At 61.3% G+C, this 21666-nt stretch carries 25 protein-coding genes; 15 read left to right on the top strand and 10 right to left on the bottom strand.

The window, feature by feature from the left end; genetic code table 11:
* Window positions 1-19: 19 nt before the first annotated feature.
* Window positions 20-865 (bottom strand): prolipoprotein diacylglyceryl transferase, encoded by an 846-nt coding sequence (gene lgt / locus OEG82_RS19395; protein WP_267614009.1) that lies wholly within the window; start codon window positions 863-865, stop codon window positions 20-22.
* 275 nt (window positions 866-1140) lie between these two features.
* On the opposite strand from lgt, the gene OEG82_RS19390 reads away from it, so the two are divergent.
* The 5 genes from OEG82_RS19390 to OEG82_RS19370 all read left to right on the top strand — a co-directional run bounded on the left by OEG82_RS19390 (window position 1141) and on the right by OEG82_RS19370 (window position 5113).
* Window positions 1141-1449 (top strand): accessory factor UbiK family protein, encoded by a 309-nt coding sequence (locus OEG82_RS19390; protein ID WP_267614008.1) that lies wholly within the window; start codon window positions 1141-1143, stop codon window positions 1447-1449.
* Window positions 1450-1784: 335 nt separating this feature from the next.
* Window positions 1785-2285: a type III secretion system chaperone family protein gene (locus OEG82_RS19385; RefSeq protein WP_267614007.1), complete on the top strand. Its 501-nt coding sequence runs from the start codon at window positions 1785-1787 to the stop codon at window positions 2283-2285.
* Between the two features lies 1 nt (window position 2286).
* Window positions 2287-3099, top strand: coding sequence for a pyrroline-5-carboxylate reductase (gene proC / locus OEG82_RS19380; RefSeq protein ID WP_267614006.1), 813 nt, complete (start codon window positions 2287-2289; stop codon window positions 3097-3099).
* Between the two features lie 15 nt (window positions 3100-3114).
* Window positions 3115-3456 carry a tRNA-binding protein gene (locus tag OEG82_RS19375; protein ID WP_267614005.1) on the top strand — a complete coding sequence of 114 codons (342 nt, stop codon included), beginning with the start codon at window positions 3115-3117 and terminating at the stop codon, window positions 3454-3456.
* Between the two features lie 406 nt (window positions 3457-3862).
* Window positions 3863-5113, top strand: coding sequence for a coiled-coil domain-containing protein (locus tag OEG82_RS19370; protein ID WP_267614004.1), 1251 nt, complete (start codon window positions 3863-3865; stop codon window positions 5111-5113).
* 239 nt (window positions 5114-5352) lie between these two features.
* Here the strand turns inward: OEG82_RS19370 and OEG82_RS19365 are convergent, their stop codons facing one another.
* A complete protein-coding gene (locus OEG82_RS19365) occupies window positions 5353-6735 on the bottom strand; it encodes an ATP-binding protein (RefSeq protein ID WP_267614003.1) in 1383 nt (460 codons plus the stop codon).
* A 244-nt stretch (window positions 6736-6979) separates the two neighbouring features.
* Between OEG82_RS19365 and OEG82_RS19360 the strand changes: the two genes are divergently transcribed.
* The 5 genes from OEG82_RS19360 to OEG82_RS19340 all read left to right on the top strand — a co-directional run bounded on the left by OEG82_RS19360 (window position 6980) and on the right by OEG82_RS19340 (window position 11705).
* Window positions 6980-8116: a TRAP transporter substrate-binding protein gene (locus tag OEG82_RS19360; protein WP_267614002.1), complete on the top strand. Its 1137-nt coding sequence runs from the start codon at window positions 6980-6982 to the stop codon at window positions 8114-8116.
* Window positions 8117-8196: 80 nt separating this feature from the next.
* Entirely contained in the window at window positions 8197-8781 is a 585-nt protein-coding gene (locus OEG82_RS19355) for a TRAP transporter small permease subunit (protein ID WP_267614001.1), read from the top strand.
* On the top strand, window positions 8778-10196 hold the full coding sequence (locus OEG82_RS19350) for a TRAP transporter large permease (protein ID WP_267614000.1): 1419 nt from the start codon (window positions 8778-8780) through the stop codon (window positions 10194-10196). The genes OEG82_RS19355 and OEG82_RS19350 overlap by 4 nt, the downstream gene beginning before the upstream one ends.
* Window positions 10186-11541 carry an amidase gene (locus tag OEG82_RS19345; RefSeq protein WP_267613999.1) on the top strand — a complete coding sequence of 452 codons (1356 nt, stop codon included), beginning with the start codon at window positions 10186-10188 and terminating at the stop codon, window positions 11539-11541. The genes OEG82_RS19350 and OEG82_RS19345 overlap by 11 nt, the downstream gene beginning before the upstream one ends.
* Window positions 11542-11546: 5 nt before the next feature.
* Window positions 11547-11705, top strand: coding sequence for a hypothetical protein (locus OEG82_RS19340; RefSeq protein ID WP_267613998.1), 159 nt, complete (start codon window positions 11547-11549; stop codon window positions 11703-11705).
* A 91-nt stretch (window positions 11706-11796) separates the two neighbouring features.
* Here the strand turns inward: OEG82_RS19340 and OEG82_RS19335 are convergent, their stop codons facing one another.
* Both OEG82_RS19335 and OEG82_RS19330 read right to left on the bottom strand, forming a co-directional pair.
* Complete coding sequence (locus tag OEG82_RS19335) at window positions 11797-12504, bottom strand: response regulator (protein WP_267613997.1); 708 nt, start codon at window positions 12502-12504, stop codon at window positions 11797-11799.
* Entirely contained in the window at window positions 12501-13034 is a 534-nt protein-coding gene (locus OEG82_RS19330; protein WP_267613996.1) for a MarR family winged helix-turn-helix transcriptional regulator, read from the bottom strand. Before OEG82_RS19330 ends, OEG82_RS19335 begins: the two co-directional genes overlap by 4 nt.
* Before the next feature lie 223 nt (window positions 13035-13257).
* On the opposite strand from OEG82_RS19330, the gene OEG82_RS19325 reads away from it, so the two are divergent.
* Complete coding sequence (locus OEG82_RS19325) at window positions 13258-14148, top strand: branched-chain amino acid aminotransferase (protein ID WP_267613995.1); 891 nt, start codon at window positions 13258-13260, stop codon at window positions 14146-14148.
* A gap of 78 nt (window positions 14149-14226) precedes the next feature.
* Here the strand turns inward: OEG82_RS19325 and hppD are convergent, their stop codons facing one another.
* Complete coding sequence (hppD, locus tag OEG82_RS19320; RefSeq protein ID WP_267613994.1) at window positions 14227-15336, bottom strand: 4-hydroxyphenylpyruvate dioxygenase; 1110 nt, start codon at window positions 15334-15336, stop codon at window positions 14227-14229.
* 152 nt (window positions 15337-15488) lie between these two features.
* Between hppD and OEG82_RS19315 the strand changes: the two genes are divergently transcribed.
* The 3 genes from OEG82_RS19315 to OEG82_RS19305 all read left to right on the top strand — a co-directional run bounded on the left by OEG82_RS19315 (window position 15489) and on the right by OEG82_RS19305 (window position 17773).
* Window positions 15489-15953, top strand: coding sequence for an Lrp/AsnC family transcriptional regulator (locus tag OEG82_RS19315; RefSeq protein ID WP_267613993.1), 465 nt, complete (start codon window positions 15489-15491; stop codon window positions 15951-15953).
* A gap of 182 nt (window positions 15954-16135) precedes the next feature.
* Window positions 16136-17023, top strand: coding sequence for a mechanosensitive ion channel family protein (locus OEG82_RS19310; protein WP_267613992.1), 888 nt, complete (start codon window positions 16136-16138; stop codon window positions 17021-17023).
* Window positions 17024-17125: 102 nt separating this feature from the next.
* Window positions 17126-17773, top strand: a complete 648-nt coding sequence (locus OEG82_RS19305) for an MBL fold metallo-hydrolase (protein ID WP_267613991.1) — start codon at window positions 17126-17128, stop codon at window positions 17771-17773.
* Between the two features lie 86 nt (window positions 17774-17859).
* On the opposite strand, the gene OEG82_RS19300 is transcribed toward OEG82_RS19305, so the two are convergent.
* The 5 genes from OEG82_RS19300 to OEG82_RS19280 all read right to left on the bottom strand — a co-directional run bounded on the left by OEG82_RS19300 (window position 17860) and on the right by OEG82_RS19280 (window position 21142).
* Window positions 17860-18330 (bottom strand): BA14K family protein, encoded by a 471-nt coding sequence (locus tag OEG82_RS19300; protein ID WP_267613990.1) that lies wholly within the window; start codon window positions 18328-18330, stop codon window positions 17860-17862.
* Between the two features lie 284 nt (window positions 18331-18614).
* A complete protein-coding gene (locus OEG82_RS19295) occupies window positions 18615-18827 on the bottom strand; it encodes a cold-shock protein (protein ID WP_267613989.1) in 213 nt (70 codons plus the stop codon).
* Window positions 18828-19214: 387 nt separating this feature from the next.
* Window positions 19215-19457: a DUF1344 domain-containing protein gene (locus tag OEG82_RS19290; protein ID WP_267613988.1), complete on the bottom strand. Its 243-nt coding sequence runs from the start codon at window positions 19455-19457 to the stop codon at window positions 19215-19217.
* A gap of 258 nt (window positions 19458-19715) precedes the next feature.
* Window positions 19716-19958, bottom strand: coding sequence for a DUF1344 domain-containing protein (locus OEG82_RS19285; protein ID WP_267613987.1), 243 nt, complete (start codon window positions 19956-19958; stop codon window positions 19716-19718).
* A 299-nt stretch (window positions 19959-20257) separates the two neighbouring features.
* Window positions 20258-21142 (bottom strand): DMT family transporter, encoded by an 885-nt coding sequence (locus OEG82_RS19280; RefSeq protein WP_267613986.1) that lies wholly within the window; start codon window positions 21140-21142, stop codon window positions 20258-20260.
* An 89-nt stretch (window positions 21143-21231) separates the two neighbouring features.
* Between OEG82_RS19280 and OEG82_RS19275 the strand changes: the two genes are divergently transcribed.
* Window positions 21232-21654, top strand: a complete 423-nt coding sequence (locus OEG82_RS19275) for a DUF3052 domain-containing protein (RefSeq protein WP_267613985.1) — start codon at window positions 21232-21234, stop codon at window positions 21652-21654.
* The last annotated feature ends 12 nt before the right edge of the window (window positions 21655-21666 follow it).

The raw sequence follows: 21666 nt of genomic DNA, 5'->3' as shown, positions 1-21666 counted from the left end.
CGGGCCCTCCCAAACCTGTCTAAGCGCCCGCATTGGCGCGCGACCTTGCGGTGGATATGGCCCAGAGGCCGACGGCCAGCATCGGCAGCGACAGGACCATGCCCATGGTCAGCCAGTCACCGGCGAGGTATCCGATCTGCACATCCGGCTCGCGGAAGAACTCGACAATGATGCGCGACACTGCGTAGCCGCTGATGAAGGCGCCCGAGACCAGGCCGGGCCGCTTGAAGGCCTGATGCCGGTAGATCAGCCAGGCCAGCGCCGCCAGCAGCACGATGCCCTCGAGCCCTGCCTCGTAGAGCTGGGTCGGGTGCCCGGGAAACGGCCCGCCCGTGGGAAACACGACCGCCCAGGGCACATCGGTCAGCTTGCCCCAGAGTTCGGAATTGATGTAGTTGGCCAGACGGCCGAAGAGCAGGCCAACAGGGACCACGGCGCAGACCACGTCAAACAGGTTGAACAGCGGAATGCCCCGTTTGCGGGCAAACATGATCATGGCGACAAGCGTGCCGAGCAATCCGCCATGGAAGGACATGCCGCCGTTCCAGATCTCGAAAATGCGGGCCGGGTTGGCCGAGACGGCGGCGAGATCGTAAAACAGCACATAGCCGATGCGGCCTCCGACGACGATGCCGACCGTGGCCCAGACCAGGAAATCATCGAGATCGAGCGCGGTCATGCGCGGCCCGCTTGCCGGCCAGAGCCGGGCATTGTCGACCAGCCGCCGGGCATAGCGCCAGCCCAGCAGAATGCCGGTCACATAGGCCAGGCCATACCAGCGGATCTGCAGCGGTCCGAGTGCGAAAATCACCGGATCGATGTCCGGGAAAGCCATCAGCGACAACAGCGGTGCGATCAATTCCAAGGCGGCTTCCTTCCTGTCGGGTGCGCGGCCAGGGCGCGTGCCCGGAATTCTTGTCACGGCATCTGGGCCTTTTTCGGCCCGGCGGTTGTACGAATTGTTGCTGTGACATGGCATACGAGCTTTGCGCAAGCCTTGCGGGGTTGCGGTTTGGCTTGCAACTGAACGCGCGAGTGCTTACCTCAGAAAGACAAAATGCGCTCACGCGGCAGCACCGGACCCGGCCCGCGAGAGGCTTGCAACAGGCCCGACGCGGGCCCGAAACAGGGATGAAGACGATGAACAGCGGATCGAACCGAATTCTTGACGAACTGGCAAAGCTGATGACCGATGCGGCGGGTGCGGCACAGGGTGTACGACGCGAAGTCGAAACCGGCATGCGCAGCCAGCTCGAGCGGCTGCTCAACTCGATGGACCTGGTCAAGCGGGAGGAATTCGAGGCGGTTCGCGACATGGCGATCAAGGCGCGCGAGGAAAATGACGCGCTGTCGGCAAGGCTCGATGCGATGGAGCAGAAGCTGTCCGAAAAACCTGCCGCGGCAGGCAAATCCTCCGCTTCCAAGCCGGCGCCATCGACGAAGGCCTGACGGGCCGGTTTATCCCACTTTTTTTGCACAGGTTATCCACCGGACCGCGAGGCTCAAAAAGCCTTTTGCGTGAGTCAGTTATGAGTCACGGCGGAATCGGATTGGGAGCTTGGTCCACAGGTTGTCCCTGACTAAATGCAGTCGGGGGGCTGGCGCTCGGACTCTGCATTTATACACTGATTCTAAATGATGATTCGGAATGGGCAGCAAAAAGCCCCGCCGGGAACCGCAACTGCAGGTGCCCGTCAACAACGGTTGAATCATGCGAGAAAGACGTTTTTGCCTGGCACCGCTCACTGCGGTTCGCGGGCGCTTTGTTAAAGACTAGGTGGGGCATGAATCTCAGCAATATCGAATTCGAACGGCACTCCAATCCGGTAGACATGATCGAATTCGTGGCGGCGGCGAATGATTGGACATTTGAACGATCCGGCGAGCACGAGATCGCAATGACCGTCGAGGGCCATTGGACGGATTACCATGTCTCGTTTTCCTGGATGGAAGATTGCGAAGCGCTGCACATCGCCAGCGCCTTCGACATCAAGGTGCCCGAGGTTCGTGTCACCGAGGTGATGAAGCTTCTGTCGCACGTCAATGGCCAGGTGCTGATGGGGCATTTCGACCTGTGGCAACATGAGCATGTCATCCTGTTCCGGCAGTCGCTGCTGCTGGCCGGCGGCGCCGAACCGACCAACCGCCAGGTCGAGGTGCTGTTGTCGAATGCGCTGGATTCCTGCGAGGCCTATTTCCAGGCCTTCCAGTTCGTCGTCTGGTCCGGCATGGATGCGCAGTCGGCGGTAACCGCGGTGATGTTCGAAACCCGCGGCGAGGCGTGAGATGATTTCTGCAGCCAACCCCCTGGTTCTGGTCGGCGCCGGCAATATGGGCGGCGCCATGCTCAATGGCTGGCTTGAGGCAGGCACCGATCCGGCAACGATCGTGGTGCTCGATCCGAAACCGTCAGGGGCAATGGCGGCGCGGCTGGCTGCGGCCGGGGTGCGCTGTGAAGCGTCCGCGCCGGAAGGACTGGTTGCGGGCATCCTGATGCTGGCGGTCAAGCCGCAGATCATGGACGCCGTGCTTCCGGGACTGACCGGCCTGGTCGGGCCCAAGACGGTCAGCCTGTCGATCGCGGCTGGCAAGACCATCGCCTATTTCGAGGAACGGCTCGGCGGTGCGGTGGTGCGGACCATTCCCAACACGCCGGCCATGGTCGGCCGCGGCATCACCGGCGCGGTCGCCAATGCCGCTGTCAGTGCCGAAGCGAAAGCCGAAATCGACACATTGCTGTCGGTCTGCGGCCCGGTCGAATGGGTCGAGGACGAGGCGCTGATCGATTCGATCACGGCAGTGTCGGGCAGCGGCCCGGCCTATGTGTTTTACGTTGTCGAGTGCATGGCGGAGGCGGGACGCAAATGCGGCCTGCCGGCGGACCTCGCCATGCGCCTGGCGCGCGCGACGGTGACGGGTGCAGGTGAACTGATGCACCAGTCGCCGGACGACGCGGCAGTCCTGAGGCAGAATGTCACTTCGCCCAACGGGACGACGGCGGCAGCCCTGGCCGTGTTGATGGCCGAGGACGGCCTCCAGCCGGTATTTGATGCGGCGCTGCAGGCTGCGGCTGATCGCTCGCGCGAACTTGCCGGCTGACAGGGAGGCTTTTCGATGAGCGAAACAATCAGCTTTGCCGATTTCGAGAAGGTCGATATCCGCACCGGCACGGTGGTTGCGGCGGAAGTCTTTCCGCAGGCGCGCAAGCCGGCGTTCAAGCTGCGCATCGATTTCGGCCCCGAGATCGGCGAGAAGAAATCCTCGGCGCAGATCACCGAACATTACACGCCCGAATCACTGGTGGGACGCCAGGTGATGGCCGTGGTCAATTTCCCGCCGCGCCAGATCGGTCCGTTCATGTCGGAAGTGCTGACCCTCGGCTTTCTCGATGCGAATGGCGCCGTGGTGCTGGCCAGCGTCGACAAGACCGTCGCGGATGGCTCGCGCCTGATGTGACCGCCTGCCGGCGCTTGCGAGCCGGGTGGTCCGGATCCCAGGCCGGTGACATGTCCTTCACAACGTTTTCAAATACTTAACCGAATGTTCAGGCGTAAGCCCTGACCGGGTGGTTGGCGCGGCGATGGCTGTTGGCGCGTGCGCTCGCCACGGCTCTCCGCCGATTGCACAACGTGAACCGAGCCCGGGTGCCGTAATGCCATTTCTGTGGCTAAAAAATGTTCATAATGCTTCGAATGCACAGGAATTTCCCTTGATATTGCCGCCCATGAGTGGTTAATAAATGTTAACAAATGGGATTCTTGAAGTGTTCAAAACGTTCTCTGATAATTTTCGTCGGGCAAAAAATGGTGAACCCGCCCCGACGGAAGCTGAAAAGCAGGCCGTTGAAGGTGATCCGAAAATTATGCAGCAGATCGCCGAGTTTGAAGAGGCGCTAAGCAATATAGCGCAGGTGCCGGAGCTTTTTAGCAAGATTATCCCGAGCGTCACCGATCTGGGCGCGCAGTTAAAGGATTCCCGGGAGCGTTATTTCTTCTTTGAGGAACTCTACAAGGAAGAGCAAAGCAAATACAACAATGCCAGCTCCGATCTTGCGACCCTCAAGGGCGATTTCGAGCGGCTGGATTACAGCTTTCAGCGCGAAAAATCGGCGCATTCGGCCCAGAGACAAAAATCCATCGAGCAGGAAAGCGCGCTGTCGGATCTCCGCATTCTCAATGCCGAGCTCGATTCGCGCCTGAGCCGTCTTGAGCCGATGGCGCGCGAGCTGAAAATCACCAAGGACACGCTTCTGGCACAACTGGAAAAGCACCAGGAACAGAAGGAAATATCCGACAAGACCGCGTCCGAATACAAGGGCGAGCTGATCAAGCTCAAGGAGCAGATGGCGAAGCTGCTGGAGGTCAACAGCAATCTGGCGACCACCAAGCAAAACCTTACCGATCGCATCAACCAGTCGACCAAGGACCTGTTTGCGCGGGATGCCACCGCAGCAGGCCTGCGCGAGCAAATCGCGGCGCTGACGGCGAAACTGAAGCGCGAGACGATCGTGTCGAATTCGCTGCGCGTCGAGAACGAGCAGCTGATCAAGGACCGCGAAGACGCCAAGGCGCAGAACGAAAGCCAGCTCGAAGCCGCGCGCGGACGCTATCGCGTGATCGAGCGGCTGCTTGAGGAATCGCGCGTCCGCTACCAATCGGAATCGCAGATGCTCAACGCCATCCGCCGCGAGAAGAACCAGCGCGATTACGACATCGTTCAGCTTGGCGCGACCATTGCCGCTGCCAAGGAGGAGATCGGCGATCTTCGCCGGCAGTCGCTTTCCAATGGCGAACTGGTCAGCGAACTGCGCCAGAAGAACACCGCCGAGATCGAAAAGCGCCGCAAGATCGAGATCCAGCTGGAAGTTGCCAATGAAGAGAACTCCAAGCTCGATGCGGCCAGCAAATCCAACTCGGTGCTGATGGAAAACGACCGCCTGCAATACGAAACCACGATCAACGAATTGCGCGGTTCGATCGAGGCTCTGGAAGACGAGAACGAGCGCATGCGCTCGGAACTGACCGGATACCGCTTCACGCATCGCGACAGCGATCCGGAGGGGGAAACCTCACCCGAGGCCAGCGGCACGGTCGTGAGCATCACCCGCAACTGACCACGGCACCCATCGCCCCGGCTTCCGGGCTGACCTTGTCACACCAAGCGCCTTTGTCCTTGTATGTGCATCGCGGATGCCGCGCGGGTGAGGGCGGGACGGGTGGTCCCTGCCATGCGCATCTGATTCCATGATTTCCTGACCATTCAGACGCTTTTTGGACATCGCCAGTCAGACACATGCGGATGGCGCAAAAGCCGACGGCTGCGCTGTCAGCAAACGCCCGGCGGATGGAGGGGCTAAACCGGCAGGCGGATGGTGGCGCGCAATCCGCCTTTTTCGCTGTCGGACAGGGTGACGTCGCCGCCATGGCTGCGGGCGATGTCGCGCACGATCGCCAGGCCGAGGCCGGTGCCCGATTCGTCCTGGTTGCGGGCTGCGTCGAGCCGGTAGAACGGCCGGAACACGTCTTCGCGCGCCTCTTCGGGAATGCCGGGGCCGTCGTCGTCAATGGCAATGGTCAGCCATTTGCCGCGGCTCTGGGCGTGAATCGACACTTCGTCGCCATGCCGGCAGGCATTGGAGACCAGATTGGTCAGAAGCCGGGCGAAGGCATTGGGCCGGACATTGATCTCGTCAGCCCCTTCCACCGATACCGTGACCGTGGCGCCGCGCAGGCGGCCGTCGGCTGCGACCTTTTCGACGACGCTTTTCAGGCTGACGGTGCCGACATCCTCCTCGGCTTCGCCGCGGGCGAAGGACAGATAACTGTCGAGCATCGACTGCATGTCGTCGATGTCCTTGTTGAGGTCATCGAGTTCGGGGCCGTCGCTGACCAGCGCCAGTTGCAGGCGGAAGCGGGTGAGGATGGTGCGCAGGTCGTGGCTGACACCGGAGAGCATGGCGGTGCGCTGCTCGAGCTGGCGTTCGATGCGTTCGCGCATCTTGATGAAGGCAACGCCGGCGCGGCGCACCTCGTCGGCGCCGCGGGGCCGGAAATCATCGGGCATGCGCTGGCCCTTGCCGAAGCTTTCGGCCGCTTGCGTCAGTTTCAGGATCGGCCGGATCTGGCCGCGCAGGAACAGGATGGCGATGACCAGCAGCACCAGCGAGGTGCCGACCATCCAGAGCAGGAAGATATGGGTGTTGGAGGCGTAAGCCTGGCTGCGCTTGGCAAAGACGCGAAGAATCTTGTCATCGAGCTTGATCCGGACCTCGACGATGTTGGAATTGCCGACTGTGTCGATCCAGAACGGCAGCCGGATCTGGCGGGTGATTTCCTCGGACAGGATCTGGTCGAGAATCGAGAAGAACGGTTTTGGCCGCGGGGCGGGCAAGTCGCCGGGCGGTTCGATGGCGATGTTGAGCTCAAGCCGTTCGCGGGCGATGCGGATGATGTCATTATAGGCCGCGTCCTGCGGGAAGGTGTCGAGCACGTCGATGATGGCGGCGATGTCGCGGGTGACGGCCATGGACAGCCGCTGGGTCACGGTCTGCCAGTGCCGCTCCATGAAGACGAAGGCGATCACCGATTGCAGCAACACCATCGGAATGATGATGATCAGAAGCGCGCGGGCATAGAGCCGCGTCGGAATCCGCTTGGTGAACCAGCGCGTGAAGCGGCGGAATCCGTTGGGCGGATACCGTTCATATTCGCGGCGAATGGAATCCATGCTGGTCATGCTTTGCCGCCTCACCCTCGGCTCGTCTATAATGTGGCGGGAACACCCGCCTGCTCGCTTATAGCGTCAGCAGGGGGCACAGTGCTAGGGTTCGGGGGAAGCATCGGCGCAAAAGACGCGGCACAGGCTCGGGCGCAGTACTATTGGTCTTTAGTCGAAGAAGTCTCTGGGTTGTATTATCCCCGTTGTTGCTGAATATTCTCTACGTCGAACGTTGAATGCCAACCAATTGGGAGGATTGGATATGCAGAATCAAAACGATAAGTCGGTTTCGAGAAGGTCCTTTTTGAAAAAGGGATCGATGCTGGGCGGTGTCGCCGCTGCAGGCGCCCTGTCGGCGCCGGCGGTGCTGGCGCAGGCGCCGCTGGTTGTGAAGATGCAGTCCTCTTGGCCTGCTTCCGACATCTGGATGGATTTCGCCCGCGAATACATCACCCGTGTGGAGGAAATGTCGAACAACCGCATCAAGGTTGACCTTCTGCCTGCCGGCGCCGTTGTCGGCGCGTTTCAGGTGATGGATGCGGTCAATGACGGGATCATCGATGCCGGCCATACCGTTTCGGTCTACTGGTACGGCAAGTCCAAGGCGGCTTCGTTCTTCGGGACCGGCCCGGTCTTCGGCGGATCGGCTACGACCATGCTCGGCTGGTTCTATCAGGGCGGCGGGCAGGAACTCTACCGCGAACTGACCCAGGATATTCTGGGCCTCAATGTCGTCGGCTTTTACGGGTTCCCGATGCCGGCCCAGCCTTTCGGCTGGTTCAAGGGCGAGGTCAACACCGTCGCCGACATCAAGGGCTTCAAATATCGCACGGTCGGCCTGGCGGCAGATCTGCTGCAGTCCATGGGCATGTCGGTGGCGCAGTTGCCCGGCGGCGAAATCGTTCCGGCCATGGAGCGCGGCGTGATCGACGCGTTCGAGTTCAACAACCCGTCATCCGACAGCCGCTTCGGCGCGCAGGACGTGGCCAAGAACTATTATCTGTCATCCTATCACCAGGCGTCCGAATCCTTCGAGTTCTGCTTCAACAAGGACTTCTGGGACGATCTCGAGCCCGATCTGCGGGCGATCATGCAGTACTCGGTCGAGGCTGCATCGACGTCCAACACCGCGCTGGCGATGAAGGAATATTCGACCGATCTGCAGAAGCTGCAGTCCGAATCGGGTGTCACCGTGCATCGCACGTCGAAGGAGATCCTCGCCGCCCAGCTCGACGCATGGGACGGCCTGATCGAGGAGCTCGGCAACGACGCCTTCATGAAGAAGATCATGGACAGCCAGCGCGCCTGGGTCGAGCAGGTCGCCTATTACGAGCTGATGAACGCTCCCGATCTGGGCCTGGCCTATGACCACTACTTCCCGGGCAAGCTCAAGCTCTGAACCGGGTGGGTTGTGATTGCTGAACTGATCCGGCGGAATTCGCTCCGCCGGATCATTCGTGCAAGGGAGAGTAGCTGATCATGATTCAATATATCCGTTTTGCCGACACCTTGTCGGCGGCATTCGGCAAGGCCTTCGCCTGGCTGATCATCCTCATGGCCTGCGGCACCGGCTTTGAAGTGGTATCCCGTTACCTCTTCAATGCACCCACGCCCTGGGCACTCGATGTTTCATTCATCATGTACGGATCCCTGTTCATGATGGGCGGCGCCTATACGCTGTCGCGTGGAGGGCATGTGAGAGGCGATTTTCTCTACCGGCTCTGGCGTCCGCAGAACCAGGCGAAGCTGGATCTGGTGCTCTATATCCTGTTCTTCTTTCCCGGCGTCACCGCGCTGATCATTTCCGGCTGGAAATATGCGTCCCGCTCCTGGGGCTACAGCGAAGTCAGCGTCAACAGTCCCGCGGGCATTCCGATCTACCAGTTCAAAACGGTGATCGTGGCCGCAGGCATATTGCTGTTCCTTCAGGGCATTGCCCAGGTCTTCCGCTGCATCGTCTGCATCCGCACCGGCGAATGGATAGAGGCGGAAGAAGACGTGCGCGAGACCGAAGACCTCATGATGAAAAGGGCCGATGAGGCCGAGACTGGCGGACATATATGACCGATCCCCAAATTGCGCTGATGATGCTGGGCCTGTTCATCTTCATGGTGTTCCTGGGCTTCCCGATCGCCTTTACGCTGATGGCCATGGGCATCGGCTTTGGCTACTACGCCTATTTCGACCCTTCACGGATGTGGCGCTCCTATTTTCGCCTCGACGAAATGGCGACAACCTGGGACAGCCTGTCTCTCTGGATAGAGGGGTTCTTCAACAACCGGATCTTCGACCTCTTCATCAACCAGACCTATACGGTGATGTCCAACGAGGTGCTGACGGCGGTGCCGCTGTTCCTGTTCATGGGCTATATCGTCGAACGCGCCAATATCGTCGACCGGCTTTTCTCGACGCTGAACCTGGCCTCCAAGCGGGTTCCGGGATCCATGGGCGTGGCGGCCCTGATCACCTGCGCGCTGTTTGCCACAGCGACCGGCATCGTCGGCGCCGTGGTGACGCTGATGGGACTGCTGGCCCTGCCGGCAATGCTCAAGGCGCGTTACGATCCGGCCTTTGCTTCCGGCATCATCTGCGCCGGCGGTACGCTCGGCATCTTGATTCCGCCGTCGATCATGCTGATTGTCTATGCCGCGGCCTCCGGCGTCTCCATCGTCAAGCTCTATGCCGGCGCGCTGTTGCCCGGGTTCACCCTGGTCGGGCTCTATCTCGTCTATATTATCGGTCGCTCGATCCTGCAGCCGAGCGCTGCACCGCGTCCGACCGATGAAGAAGTGCCGGACGTGCCGATCGGCCGGCTGCTGTTTCTGGTTGCGACCTCGTTCTTCCCGCTGGCATTCCTGATCCTTTCGGTGCTCGGATCGATCCTGTTCGGTCTCGCAACGCCCACCGAAGCCGCATCGATCGGTGCGCTTGGCGGCATCCTGCTTGCCGTCGCCTACCGCGCCATGACCTGGCAAAGGCTGCGCGAAAGCACCTATCTCACGGTGCGAACCACGGCGATGGTGTGCTGGCTGTTTGTCGGCTCCTACACCTTTTCCTCGGTGTTTTCCTATCTGGGGGGCGAGCAGCTCATTGCCCATTTCGTCACCGGGCTGGATCTGACGCCGTTCCAGTTCCTGCTGCTGGCCCAGCTGATCATCTTCCTGCTCGGCTGGCCGCTGGAATGGTCGGAAATCATCATCATCTTCGTGCCGATCTTCCTGCCGCTGCTGGCAATTTTCGACATTGATCCGCTGTTTTTCGGGATCCTCGTCGCGCTCAACCTGCAGACGTCGTTCCTGACCCCGCCAATGGCGATGTCGGCCTATTATCTCAAGGGGATAGCGCCGCCCGAGGTGAAGCTGACGCAGATATTCGCCGGTGTCATGCCGTTCCTGCTGATGGTGTTTATCTGCATGGCGCTGATGTATGCCTTCCCGCAGATCGTCTATTACCTGCCGGAGCGCTTCTATGGGAATTGACCCGATGACGGTGATTGGCCTGAGCGCCGTGGAGGTGCGTGACAGGATGGCCAGCGGTGCGTTGACCGCCGTCGATTACATGAAAGCGTGTCTCGACCGGATCGCGCGCCTGGACGGGGAGATCAAGGCGTTCGAATGGTACGATGCCGAGTTCGCCATGCGCCAGGCCGAGGGCGCGGATGCACACCGCAAGTCCGGCCGGCCGCTGGGACCGTTGCATGGGGTGCCGGTGGCGTTGAAGGACATCATCGATACCCGCGGCATTCCCACCGCCAACGGCACCGTGATCGATGCCGGTCGTGTGCCCGAGCGCGATGCTGTCATTGTCGGCAAGCTGCGCGCGGCGGGCGCCGTCATCATCGGCAAGACGGTCACCGCCGAACTCGCCTTCCTGCATCCGGGCAAGACCCGCAATCCGGTCAACCCGGCTCACACGCCGGGTGGCTCGTCTTCCGGTTCCGCGGCGGCAGTCGCCGCGGGCATGGTGCCGCTGGCTGTCGGCACCCAAACCGGTGGATCGGTAATCCGTCCGGCATCCTTCTGCGGCGTGACCGGCTTCCTGCCAACTGCGGGAAGCATTCCGCGTACCGGCATTCTGACGCAGTCGCCGACGCTCGACAGGGTCGGGGTCTTTGCCCGGACCGTCGAGGACGCGGCGATGCTGGCGGAGGTGCTGTACGGTCACGATGAACTCGACAAGGCGACGGCACCGGCGCCGCATCCGCGGCTGCATTCGATTGCTTCGTCCGATGCGCCCGTGCGGCCGCAATTCGTTTTCATCCGGACGCCTTACTGGCACAAGGCCAGCCCGGCGTGCCAGATGGCGATGGAGGAACTTGCGGACCATCTGGGGGAGGGTTGTTTCGAAACCGGACTGCCGGATGCTTTCGCCGAAGCGGCGGCCATGCGCGAGCGGATCAATCTGGCGGAGATGGCCAAGTGCTTCCACCGCTACAGCCGCGATGGCGCCGACAAACTGTCACCGCAACTTTCGGAAGCGCTCGACAGGGGCGGCAAAGCACTGGCGCATGACTATATCGCCGCGCTTGACTGGCCGGATTACCTCTATGCCGCGCTCGACGCGATCTTCCAGCGCTGTGACGCCATCATCACGCCCGCAGCACCCGGTGCCGCCCCGCCCGGGCTGGAGAGTACAGGCGATTCGGTGTTCAATGCGATCTGGACCCTGTGCGGTACACCGGCGATCACGCTGCCGCTGTTTGCTGACGAGGACGGGATGCCGATGGGCGTGCAGATTGTCGGGCGGCGTGGTGGCGATGCGCGCCTGCTCAGAACCGCCAGATGGCTGGCAAAGCATTTTGAAACCGACGGCCAGGGAGACTGACGACCATGGAACGGATTGTCACAATCATCGCCTTCATCACGCTGTGCGGATTCCTCGGTGTGCTCGTCTTCAAATTGCCGCGGCTCGATCTCGGCGCCGTGGTGGCACTCACCGTGTTGATGGCCTTTTACGACCTGTTCATCCACAAGCGGCCGGAACAGTAACCGGCAGCCGCTGGCTCCAGAAACAGGTGTTTCCTCTGCGCGGCCCAATGGATCCGCCGCGCCCGGAAAAGCCCGCTGGGTAAAGCTTGCTTCAAGCGGTCGTTTCGACGCTGAGACGATAGCCGATGCCGCGCACGGTCTGCAGCCAGACCGGGTTTGAGGGGTCGTCCTCGATCTTGCGGCGCAGCCGGTTGATCTGGACATCGATGGTGCGCTCGCCGACTTCGACATCGCCGCCGACCAGTTCATGGCGCGGCACGGTGTCGCCGGCATTTTCGGCGAAGGTGACCATGATCTCGCGTTCGCGGTCGGTCAGCCGCACCGGTTCGCCGGATTTCTTCAACTCGCGCCGGGCAATGACGAAGGTGAAGGGGCCGAACACCACCTGTTCGACCTTGGGGGCTGCCGGCTGGCCGCCGCGCTTGAGGATATTGTTGATCCTGAGCACCAGCTCGCGCGGATTGAACGGCTTGGGCAGATAGTCGTCGGCGCCGGCCTCGAGCCCGTCGATCCGGGCGTCGCCCTCGGCCAGCGCGGTCAGCATCAGGATCGGCACGGTCTTGGCTTCGCGCAGGGATTTGGTCAGCGACAGGCCGCTCTCGCCGGGCATCATCACATCGATGATCAGCAGGTCGAAATCGATGCCGTCGAGCTTGCGGCGTGCTTCGGCGGCGTCGGCGGCCGTGGTGACGCGAAAACCCTGTTCGGTGAGATAGCGCGAGAGCAGGTCGCGGATGCGGGTGTCGTCGTCAACGACCAGCAGATGGGCGGCGTCGTCGCCTGGCAAGGAAGTCGTCATCGGTCTTGTCCCTCCTTCAAACCGGTGCGGGCGGGCGCCGGATCCTGGGGGGCGGTGTCGATCATGCCGGAAAGGAATGTCTTGACCGCCGCGCGTCCGTTCTCGTCCAGTGACTCAAGTGCATCGGCGATGCGGCGAGACTGTGGCCTTGCCAGCGCCATCGCCAGATCGCGGCCCTGCGGTGTCGGGTAAAGCCGGCGCTGCCTGCGGTCCTCGGGGCCTGCGACCTGGGTGATATAGCCTGAATCAATCAGTTGCTTGAGCACCCGCGCCAGCGACTGCTTGGTGATTTTCAGGGTCTCGAGCAGGGCTGCGACCGTAAGCCCCGGCTCACGATTGACGAAATGGACCACCCGGTGATGCGCCCGGCCAAAGCCGAAGGTGCCGAGAATGGCGTCGGGGTCGGAGGTGAAGTCGCGATAGGCGAAGAACACCAGTTCGATGATCTCGAAATTGATGCCTTCCTCGTCATCCATCGGCTGGTCACATATTTCCTCGGATGCGGTCTTGATTGCGCCGGCGCGGTTCATGACGACTTTTCCTTTCGAATATGTCAGCTATGTTGACATAAATTGGCGCAATTGCTAGCTATCAATTGCGCGCGAGACCGACTGGCCTTGCCCGCCGGCTTGCCATTGCCCGTTAGCTGCGCCCGTTTGCGGCGCTTGGCCCCACGGTCACCGACACCGGCTTCAGACAATCAATAGCACGGCCGCCAAAATTCTATCCGGCTGGCCGCTTGGAGGAAACGTGATGGCGTCCGTACCTTTCGATCAGCTCGACGGTGAAATCTGGTTCAATGGCGAGTTTGTGCCGTGGAAAGACGCAAAAATCCACGTGCTGACCCATGGCCTGCATTATGCCAGCGCCGTGTTTGAAGGCGAACGCGCCTATGGCGGCGAGATCTTCAAGCTCACCGAGCACACCGAGCGGCTACACACATCGGGCGAGATCCTCGGCTTCAAGATCCCCTACAGCGTTGCCGAGATCGATCAGGCCTGCGTCGAGTTGCTGGCGCGTCAGGGCTTTACCGATGCCTATGTTCGGCCGATCGCCTGGCGCGGATCGGAAATGATGGGCGTGTCGGCGCAGCAGAACAAGATCAATCTGTCGATCGCGATCTGGCAGTGGCCGAGCTATTTCAAGCCGGAGGAACGGATGAAGGGCATCCGCCTGGATCTGGCCGAATATCGCCGTCCTGATCCCCGCACGGCACCCTGCCGCTCGAAGGCGGCCGGCCTCTATATGATCTGCACCCTGTCCAAGCATCGTGCCGAAGAACGCGGCTACGCCGATGCGCTGATGCTCGACTGGCGCGGCCAGGTGGCCGAAGCCACCGGCGCCAATGTGTTCTTCGTCAAGGATGGCAAGATCCACACCCCGACACCCGACTGCTTTCTCGACGGCATCACCCGCCGCACCGTGATCGGCCTCGCCGAGAAGCGCGGCTATGAGGTGATCGAGCGGGCGATCATGCCGGAAGAACTCGAGGGTTTCGAGCAGTGTTTCCTCACCGGCACCGCCGCGGAAGTCACGCCGGTGTCCGAAATTGGTCCCTACAATTTTGCTGTCGGCGAGATGACCATGAACCTGGTCAATGACTACATGGCCGAAGTGCAGCCCAAGCGCGCCGCCGCCGAATAGACATTTTCTGCGAGGTATTGAAAAAGGCGGCGGTCCTGGGGGAACGCCGCCTTTTTTCGTTTGCGCTGCTGCCGGGGTCTATTCGGCGGCCTGGGTCAGTTCGCCGCGGCGGATCTGGTCTTCTTCGATGGATTCGAACAAAGCGCGGAAGTTGCCTTCGCCGAAGCCCTCATCACCCTTGCGCTGGATGAATTCGAAGAAGATCGGGCCGATCACGGTTTTGGAGAACACCTGCAGCAGGATCTTGGTCATGCCGCCGTCGATGACGCCTTCGCCGTCGATCAGGATGCCGTGTTTCTTCAGGCTTTCGATCGGCTCGTCATGGCCGTTCACCCGGGTCCTGGACTGCTCGTAATAGGTATCGGGCGGGCCCGGCATGAATTTGACGCCGCGCTCGGCAATCCAGTCGGTCGCCGCATAGATGTCATCGGTGCCCACGGCGATGTGCTGGATGCCTTCGCCGTTGTATTTGCGCAGAAATTCCTCGATCTGGCTCTTGTCGTCGGTGGATTCGTTGAGCGGGATGCGGATCCGGCCGCAGGGCGAGGTGATGGCGCGCGAAACCAGGCCGGTGAGCTTGCCCTCGATGTCGAAGAAATGGATCTGCTTGAAATTGAACAGGTCGCGATAAAAATCCCACCACTTGTCCATATTGCCGCGGATGACATTGTGGGTGAGGTGGTCGAGATAGTAAAAGCCCGCGCCCTTGGGCTTGGGATCGCGCTCGCCCAGCCATTCGAAGTCGGCGTCATAGAGCGAGCCTTCCTCGCCCCAGGTGTCGACGAAATAGAGCAGCGAGCCGCCGATGCCGACAATGGCCGGCACGTCGAAGGTCTTGTCATCGCCGGTGTATTCCTCGGCGCCCTTTGACACGGCATGGGCAAGCGCCTGTTTCGCGTCAGCAACGCGCCAGGCCATCGACGGGGCGCAGGGGCCGTGGATGCCGACAAAGCGGTCGGCGAAAGAACCTTTTTCGGCGTTGAGAATGTAATTGATGTCGCCCTGCCGCCAGACGGTGACCGCCTTGGTGCGGTGGCGCGCCACGGGTTCATAGCCCATGCGGGCGAACAGCGCTTCCAGCACGGCGGGATCGGGGTGGGCATATTCGACGAATTCAAAGCCGTTGGTGCCGGCCGGATTGTCCGGTGAAATGATAGCGCGCGGCGCATCGTGCGGAAACGGACCCATATGTCTCTCCTCATGTGATCACGCCTGAAGCCTCGGCGTGAACGTGTTGACTGATGCGGATGATGATGCATATTTCATGCAACGTGCATGCGTTAGTTACGAAATGCCGATCAATGTTGCACGAGTTGTGCATCAACAGAGGGAAAACACGCATGAGCGTGCAGCTCGACGCCTTTGACCGCAAATTGCTGCGGCTGTTGCAGCAGGATGGCCGGCTGACCAACAATGATCTGTCGCAGCAGGTCAATCTGTCGGCCTCGCAATGTTCGCGGCGGCGCACCCGGCTGGAGCGCGACGGTTTCATCAAGGGCTACCGTGCCGAACTTGACCGCGAAAAGCTCGGCATCGGCATCGTCAACCTGATCACGGTGACGCTGGCGACGCACAATCGCGACAATGCCCAGCGCTTTGCCGGGCTGATCGGCAATCTACCGGAGGTTCTGGAAGCCTATTCGCTGACCGGAGAGATGGATTACATCATCAAGGTGGTAACGCCGGACCTGCGCTCGCTATCGGCCTTTGTCAGCGATGTGCTGCTGCCGCATGAATCGGTCCAGCATGTCAAAACCGCGATCGTGCTGGACACGCTCAAGGAAGGCGGCGCGCTGCCGGTCTGAACCGGCCGCGGGCGCGCCCAGGTGCCCCGCCGCGCTCCGAGCTTGGCCTGGCGGGCCGAATGTTGCGGATGCAGGGAACAAAACCGCCGCAGGTTCATTGCCTTCACCCGCTGTTGATTCAATACTCCGCAGCCGAAGCGATCAACGGACTTGAAAGGTTCAGACACAGTATGGAAGAAATGATGGCAACTGCATCCGAATCCGGTCTGGGGAAACTCGTGGGATCATGGGGTGATGCGATCGACGGTCTTCAGATACTGGTTGTGACCTATGCGGTCTCGGTTGTCGGCGCGATCCTGATCCTGATTGCCGGCTGGACCATGTCGCGCCTGATGGCGCGCTGGGTGCGCAGCCTGCTGACCCGAACCCACCGGGTGGACCCGACCGTCGTCGGCTTCTTTTCGATCTTTGTCCGCTACGCGGTGCTGGTGGTCGTCATCATCATGGTGCTGGGCCAGTTCGGGGTGCAGACCGCCTCGATCATCACGGCCCTCGGTGCCGCGGGCCTGGCCATCGGCCTTGCCCTGCAGGGAACCCTGCAGAACATCGCCGCAGGCATCATGCTGCTGGTGCTGCGGCCGTTCAGGGTCGGTGAATATATCGATGCCGACGGCATTTCCGGCACGGTCCAGGAGATCGGGCTATTCGCCACCGAACTCAAGACATTTGACGGCCTGTTCCTGATGGCGCCGAATTCGCAATTGTGGAATGTGCCGGTGACCAATTATTCCCGGCTGCCGGAGCGTCGCCATGACCTGGTGATCGGCATCGGCTACGAGGACGATATCGACACGGCGCAATCGGTGCTCATGGACCTGGCCCGGGCCGAACCCCGGATCCTGGCCGATCCGGAACCCTGGGCCTTCGTCTCGGAGCTCGGCGACAGCGCGGTCGCCGTCACCCTGCGCTACTGGACCAAGTCACCCGACTGGTGGGAGACGAGCCGCGACATGACCAAGGCCGCGAAGATCGCCTTCGACGAACACGGCATCTCGATTCCGTTCCCGCAGATCACCTATTCCGGTTCGCTGCAGGTGGAGAAGGAAACCGCCGAGCAGGCGACTGCCTGATCCGGGTTTGCCGGGCGCCGGCAGGGCCATGTGCAAGGCGTGACTGCCCGGGCGGGGTGATCAAACTGCATTCAACAATCGACAGACAAGGAACGACCAATCATGGGTAACTTGCAGGCGGGCATCATTCCCGTCACCCCGTTTCAGCAGAACTGCACGGTGCTGTTTGACCAGGACACCAAGTCGGGCGTCGTCGTCGATCCCGGCGGCGATGTCGATGTGATCCTGCAGACCATCACCGAGAACGGCCTGACCATCGAGGCGATCTGGCTGACGCATGGGCATATCGACCATGCCGGCGGTGCCGACGAGTTGCGCGAGAAACTGGGCGTCAAGATCATCGGGCCGCACGAGGCGGACCTGCGGTTGCTGCAGGGGCTTGAGGATCAGGCCAGGATGTTCGGCCAGGACATGGCGGTGCGCAATTTCACCCCCGACCAGTGGCTCAAGGACGGCGACACGGTGTCCTTCGGCAGCCATGAATTCGAGGTGTCGCACACCCCCGGCCATGCGCCCGGCCACGTGATCTTCTACAATCGCAAGGAAGGCTTCGCGCATCTGGGCGATGTGCTGTTTGCCGGTTCGATCGGGCGCACCGACCTGCCGGGCGGCGATCACCAGACGCTTCTGAACTCGATCCGCGACAAGGTGTTTCCGCTGGGCGATGAGGTCGGCTTCATCTGCGGCCACGGCCCGGGCGGCAAGATCGGCGAGGAACGCCGCACCAACCCGTTCCTGAAGGGGCTGTAGCGCTTCAACCTGCCGACGACAAAAGAAAAACCGGCCACCGCTCAGCGGGGCCGGTTTTTTACTGGGCTCGGGGAGGGAGCCTGATGTCAGTTGGCAACGCAGAAATGGTCGCGTCCGTCATAGCCGCGGAAGGTGCCGGTCGTGGGATTGAACGAACGGTACTTGTCTTCGCAGAACCGGTACCAAGACCTGCTCCAGGGCTCGTAGCGGCCGCCGCTGACGGCGCGGGGGGCTGCCGGCTCCTGGTAGATCACGCGCGGGTTGTTCTGGCTGTTGGCGATGGCCCCGCCGATGATCGCGGCGGCGCCGAGACCGATGATGCCGAGTGCTATGGCATCGCTGTTGTTGCGGCCGTGATCGCGCCGGTCGACGCGCTTGTTGTGGCGGCGCTGGCGGTAATGGTCACGCCGGTATTCGTCATGGCGGTAGGCGTTGTTGCCGCGGTTTTCCTGCTGCCAGGCACCGCTTTCGGCGTGGGCCACGGTGGACGTCAGCGGCGCAAAGACCGTGGCGGCGGCGAGCAGTGTGATGCTGAGCTTCTTGGAGATCACGTTCATCGGAATGTCCTTTGCGGTTGACGTCGTCAGTGCGGCCGGGTCTTCCGGCTTGCATGAACCCTATCGCAGGCAAGCTGAACGGCAGCTGAACGGACAATTCAGCAGATCTGCAGGTCGGAATTATGGCACGCAAAAGCCCGGCGATTGCGCCGCCGGGCCTTCTCACACATCGTGTGAATTCATCGCGCGTCGCTTGCGAGCAGCGAGGCGCAGCGTAAAATCTGGTATTCCCGCATGGCGGCCGTTTCAACCATTGCCGGTTGATCTGGCCTGCAGGACTTCAGTCAGGCGAGGCTGAGATTGACTGCCTTGGGTCCCTTGCCGCGGCGATCGGGCTCGGTGTCAAATGCAACTTTCTGATTTTCCTCCAGGCCGGTCAGCCCCGAAGCCTGAACGGCGGAGATGTGGACGAAGATGTCCGCTCCACCATTGTCAGGCTTGATGAAGCCAAAGCCCTTGTCGACGTTGAAGAATTTTACGATACCAGTTTCGGCCATGCTGTCAGGTCCTTTGATTGCCTTCCGGTTTCCACGCGGTTTGCCCGGTCGGCGAGCATCATGTCATATCCCGCATTTGCGCGAGGGTTATGGCAGGCAGTTCTTGAAGTGTTTGGAAAGGTCCTGATTATTGCGACTTTGCCCATTCACACCTGACGGCATGTGGGATTTCATTCCAGTCGCCCGAAGTTTTTTGTACGCCTCGGCCCGCATGTTTCTGGTCTTCCCGTGTTCGCAAATTGCCCGAACATCCAAAAGATGATTGTTTTGACGGAAATTGGCAAGCAAAAGTTTGGTGACGCTTGCCGGCGGCCTGGCTGTTGCTTTGGCGGGCCCGTCGGGTTGCTTGGCCGGATGGCACGGGGCCACCCAGCCAAGCCTTTGCGATTATTCGACGATCGAGATTTCGGTCGCTTCGGTTGTGCCGTCGTTGAAGATCACGTGCACGGTTGCGCCGGCATCGACACCTTCCAGCACGACGCCTTCGGCTGCGGTGAAGACTTCGCCGGATTCCAGCTCGACGGTGGCAGTTGCTGTGTCAACAGACTTGACGACGCCGTCGACTTCGCCAGCGAAGGCGGTCGAGAGCATGGCAGCGGAAGCGAATGCGATTGCTACGAACTTGTTCATGGTATTTTCCATTGGTTGTTAGCCCTGTCCGCAACCGGCCGGCAGATGTGCCGGGCTGGTGTCGGTGGCGGTGGGACGACGCTGATATGCGCCGGCTTCCCAAGCCGCGCAAGCGGGTGAAAGATATATTTTTCAAGGCGGAATCCGGCTTAATTTTGCCATGATCCAGCCGGTTGTAGCGGGCCTTTTTTCACGATTTCGGGTGCGCCAGCAGGCGCTCCGGCCACAGGATTGGGCTTGCGGCCAGAGCACCAGGACCTACTGAACCACCTCAACCGATGTGGCGTCGGTGCTGCCGTCATCATGGGTGATCACGACCGTGCCGCCGGGCTGCAGCGCATTGAGCTCGACACCCTCGGTAACGGTGAAAGCCTGGCCGCTTTCCAGCACGATCATCCGGGTGGCCGGATCATAATTGGTGACGATTCCTTCGACTTCCGCGGCATAGGCGGCGACGGCCATGCTCAACACTGAAACAGTGGCGATGATCATCTTCTTCATGGTGATTTTTCCCTCATATGGCTTGCACCGGAATTGGTGCGTGCAGGTCAAAACTAGGTGGGGGAAAGGCGCCACGCAAATCACTTGGCGTGAATAAACGCAACAATTTCAATAACATAATATTGCCACAATGCGGAGACTCGACGGCTGAATTTTGGCTGGAGGAGCGGGTCGAAGCCGAAAATGATGCTGCCGCAAGGTGTTCGCCGCGCCCCGGTTTTGCCCCGATCATGGCAGGCTTGCGCCCGTGTGCCGTGCGAAGGGATCACGAAGCGCAGGCGAGGCGGGAGCGATTGCCGTCAGGCGGCCGGTCTGGGCCGAACCATCGGGCCGAGTTCGGCCAGCAAAATGGCCAAAAAGATCAGCAGGCCGCCGGCATAACCCAGCAGCGGGATCTGCTCGCCGAGAATCACCGCACCGAACAATGCGGCAAACAGCGATTCCGTCGACAGGAAGATCGCAGCCTGCGGCGCCGTGGTGTAGCGCTGACCGATGACCTGCAGCGTGAAGGCGAGACCGGTGGCAATCACCCCGGCAAACAGGATCTCGGGCAGGGTGGCGATCACCGCCGCCAGATCGAAGCCCTCGGTTGAAAGGCCCAGTCCGAGTCCCAGCAGCGCGGCCAGCGAAAACTGCACGAAGGACAGGGTCAGCGGCCGCCCGCTCGGCCCGACGAAACGGCCAACCAGAATCACCTGGACGGCCCACATTACGGCGCAGGCTATGGTCAGCAGATCTCCGGTGTTGAGCTCGGCAAGGCTGCCGCCGGCCAGCATCCAGATCCCGGCAAAGGTCATCAGCACCGCCGGCCAGATTACCGGATGCGGCGGCTGGCGCAGCACCAGCAGCGTGATGAAGGGCACGAACACCACATAGAGGCCGGTCAGAAAGCCGGAATTGGTCACCGTTGTGATGGTCAGGCCGACCTGCTGCAGCGCCATGCCGAGAAACAGCACCAGGCCGATCAGCGCGAAGCCGCCGAGGTGATGGCGCGAGACGGGGTGGCTGCTGTTGCGCGATTCATGCCAGGCAAAGGGCGCCAGCACCAGTGCGGCGACGAGAAAGCGCAGGCCGATGAACAGGAACGGACCGATATTGTCCATGGCCGTCGATTGCGCGACAAAACCCGCGCCCCAGACGGCGCCGGCTGCAAGCAACAACAGATTGGCAAGATGACGCGGCATGAGGGATTCCGGGCAGAAGAGGAGACCTCCGACGGCTAGCAGTTGAATTCCCGGCGGGCAAGCATGAAACTGGAGACGGGAGAGGGAGCATGGCAGGCTATTCCGCAACGCCGCTGGTCAGGAAGCTGGGACTGCAACCGGCGCAGCGCGCCCTGCTTATTGCCGTCCCCGACAACCTGCATGAAATCTCCGGGTTTGACAGTTTTGCGGCCTGTGACACGGTGTGGGACGGCATTTCCGTCTATGATCTGGTGATGGTGTTTGAGACCGGCCGCGACGGTCTAAAGGTGTGGGCGGAGCGATTGCCGCACCTCGTGCAGCGTGACGGCATGGTCTGGATCGCCTGGCCGAAAAAGGCCTCGCGTCGGCCGACGACCCTGTCGGGCGACGTTTTGCGCAGCGTGCTCTTGCCCACTGGCCTGGTCGACGTGAAGGTCTGCGCGATCGATGCGGTCTGGTCCGGGCTCAAATTCGTGGTGCGCAAGCAATTGCGGCCCGATTGGCCCGGCTGATTGACCTGCATT

It is taken from the genome of Hoeflea ulvae (assembly GCF_026619435.1).
GTDB lineage: Bacteria > Pseudomonadota > Alphaproteobacteria > Rhizobiales > Rhizobiaceae > Hoeflea > Hoeflea ulvae.
The sequence above is the reverse complement of the archived record's forward strand: the minus strand, read 5'-3'. Positions and strand labels throughout refer to the sequence as shown.

Bases quoted from the DNA above. Each gene is read 5' to 3' on its own strand.
- OEG82_RS19340 (WP_267613998.1), top strand. From the start codon at position 11,547: ATGGAACGGATTGTCACAATCATCGCCTTCATCACGCTGTGCGGATTC.
- OEG82_RS19350 (WP_267614000.1), top strand. From the start codon at position 8,778: ATGACCGATCCCCAAATTGCGCTGATGATGCTGGGCCTGTTCATCTTC.
- OEG82_RS19375 (WP_267614005.1), top strand. From the start codon at position 3,115: ATGAGCGAAACAATCAGCTTTGCCGATTTCGAGAAGGTCGATATCCGC.
- OEG82_RS19370 (WP_267614004.1), top strand. From the start codon at position 3,863: ATGCAGCAGATCGCCGAGTTTGAAGAGGCGCTAAGCAATATAGCGCAG.
- OEG82_RS19385 (WP_267614007.1), top strand. From the start codon at position 1,785: ATGAATCTCAGCAATATCGAATTCGAACGGCACTCCAATCCGGTAGAC.
- OEG82_RS19325 (WP_267613995.1), top strand. From the start codon at position 13,258: ATGGCGTCCGTACCTTTCGATCAGCTCGACGGTGAAATCTGGTTCAAT.
- proC (WP_267614006.1), top strand. From the start codon at position 2,287: ATGATTTCTGCAGCCAACCCCCTGGTTCTGGTCGGCGCCGGCAATATG.
- OEG82_RS19355 (WP_267614001.1), top strand. From the start codon at position 8,197: ATGATTCAATATATCCGTTTTGCCGACACCTTGTCGGCGGCATTCGGC.
- OEG82_RS19365 (WP_267614003.1), bottom strand. From the start codon at position 6,735: ATGACCAGCATGGATTCCATTCGCCGCGAATATGAACGGTATCCGCCC.
- OEG82_RS19390 (WP_267614008.1), top strand. From the start codon at position 1,141: ATGAACAGCGGATCGAACCGAATTCTTGACGAACTGGCAAAGCTGATG.
- OEG82_RS19335 (WP_267613997.1), bottom strand. From the start codon at position 12,504: ATGACGACTTCCTTGCCAGGCGACGACGCCGCCCATCTGCTGGTCGTT.
- OEG82_RS19360 (WP_267614002.1), top strand. From the start codon at position 6,980: ATGCAGAATCAAAACGATAAGTCGGTTTCGAGAAGGTCCTTTTTGAAA.
- OEG82_RS19305 (WP_267613991.1), top strand. From the start codon at position 17,126: ATGGGTAACTTGCAGGCGGGCATCATTCCCGTCACCCCGTTTCAGCAG.
- OEG82_RS19315 (WP_267613993.1), top strand. From the start codon at position 15,489: ATGAGCGTGCAGCTCGACGCCTTTGACCGCAAATTGCTGCGGCTGTTG.
- OEG82_RS19345 (WP_267613999.1), top strand. From the start codon at position 10,186: ATGGGAATTGACCCGATGACGGTGATTGGCCTGAGCGCCGTGGAGGTG.
- OEG82_RS19330 (WP_267613996.1), bottom strand. From the start codon at position 13,034: ATGAACCGCGCCGGCGCAATCAAGACCGCATCCGAGGAAATATGTGAC.
- OEG82_RS19290 (WP_267613988.1), bottom strand. From the start codon at position 19,457: ATGAACAAGTTCGTAGCAATCGCATTCGCTTCCGCTGCCATGCTCTCG.
- OEG82_RS19285 (WP_267613987.1), bottom strand. From the start codon at position 19,958: ATGAAGAAGATGATCATCGCCACTGTTTCAGTGTTGAGCATGGCCGTC.
- hppD (WP_267613994.1), bottom strand. From the start codon at position 15,336: ATGGGTCCGTTTCCGCACGATGCGCCGCGCGCTATCATTTCACCGGAC.
- OEG82_RS19295 (WP_267613989.1), bottom strand. From the start codon at position 18,827: ATGGCCGAAACTGGTATCGTAAAATTCTTCAACGTCGACAAGGGCTTT.
- OEG82_RS19300 (WP_267613990.1), bottom strand. From the start codon at position 18,330: ATGAACGTGATCTCCAAGAAGCTCAGCATCACACTGCTCGCCGCCGCC.
- OEG82_RS19275 (WP_267613985.1), top strand. From the start codon at position 21,232: ATGGCAGGCTATTCCGCAACGCCGCTGGTCAGGAAGCTGGGACTGCAA.
- OEG82_RS19310 (WP_267613992.1), top strand. From the start codon at position 16,136: ATGGCAACTGCATCCGAATCCGGTCTGGGGAAACTCGTGGGATCATGG.
- OEG82_RS19280 (WP_267613986.1), bottom strand. From the start codon at position 21,142: ATGCCGCGTCATCTTGCCAATCTGTTGTTGCTTGCAGCCGGCGCCGTC.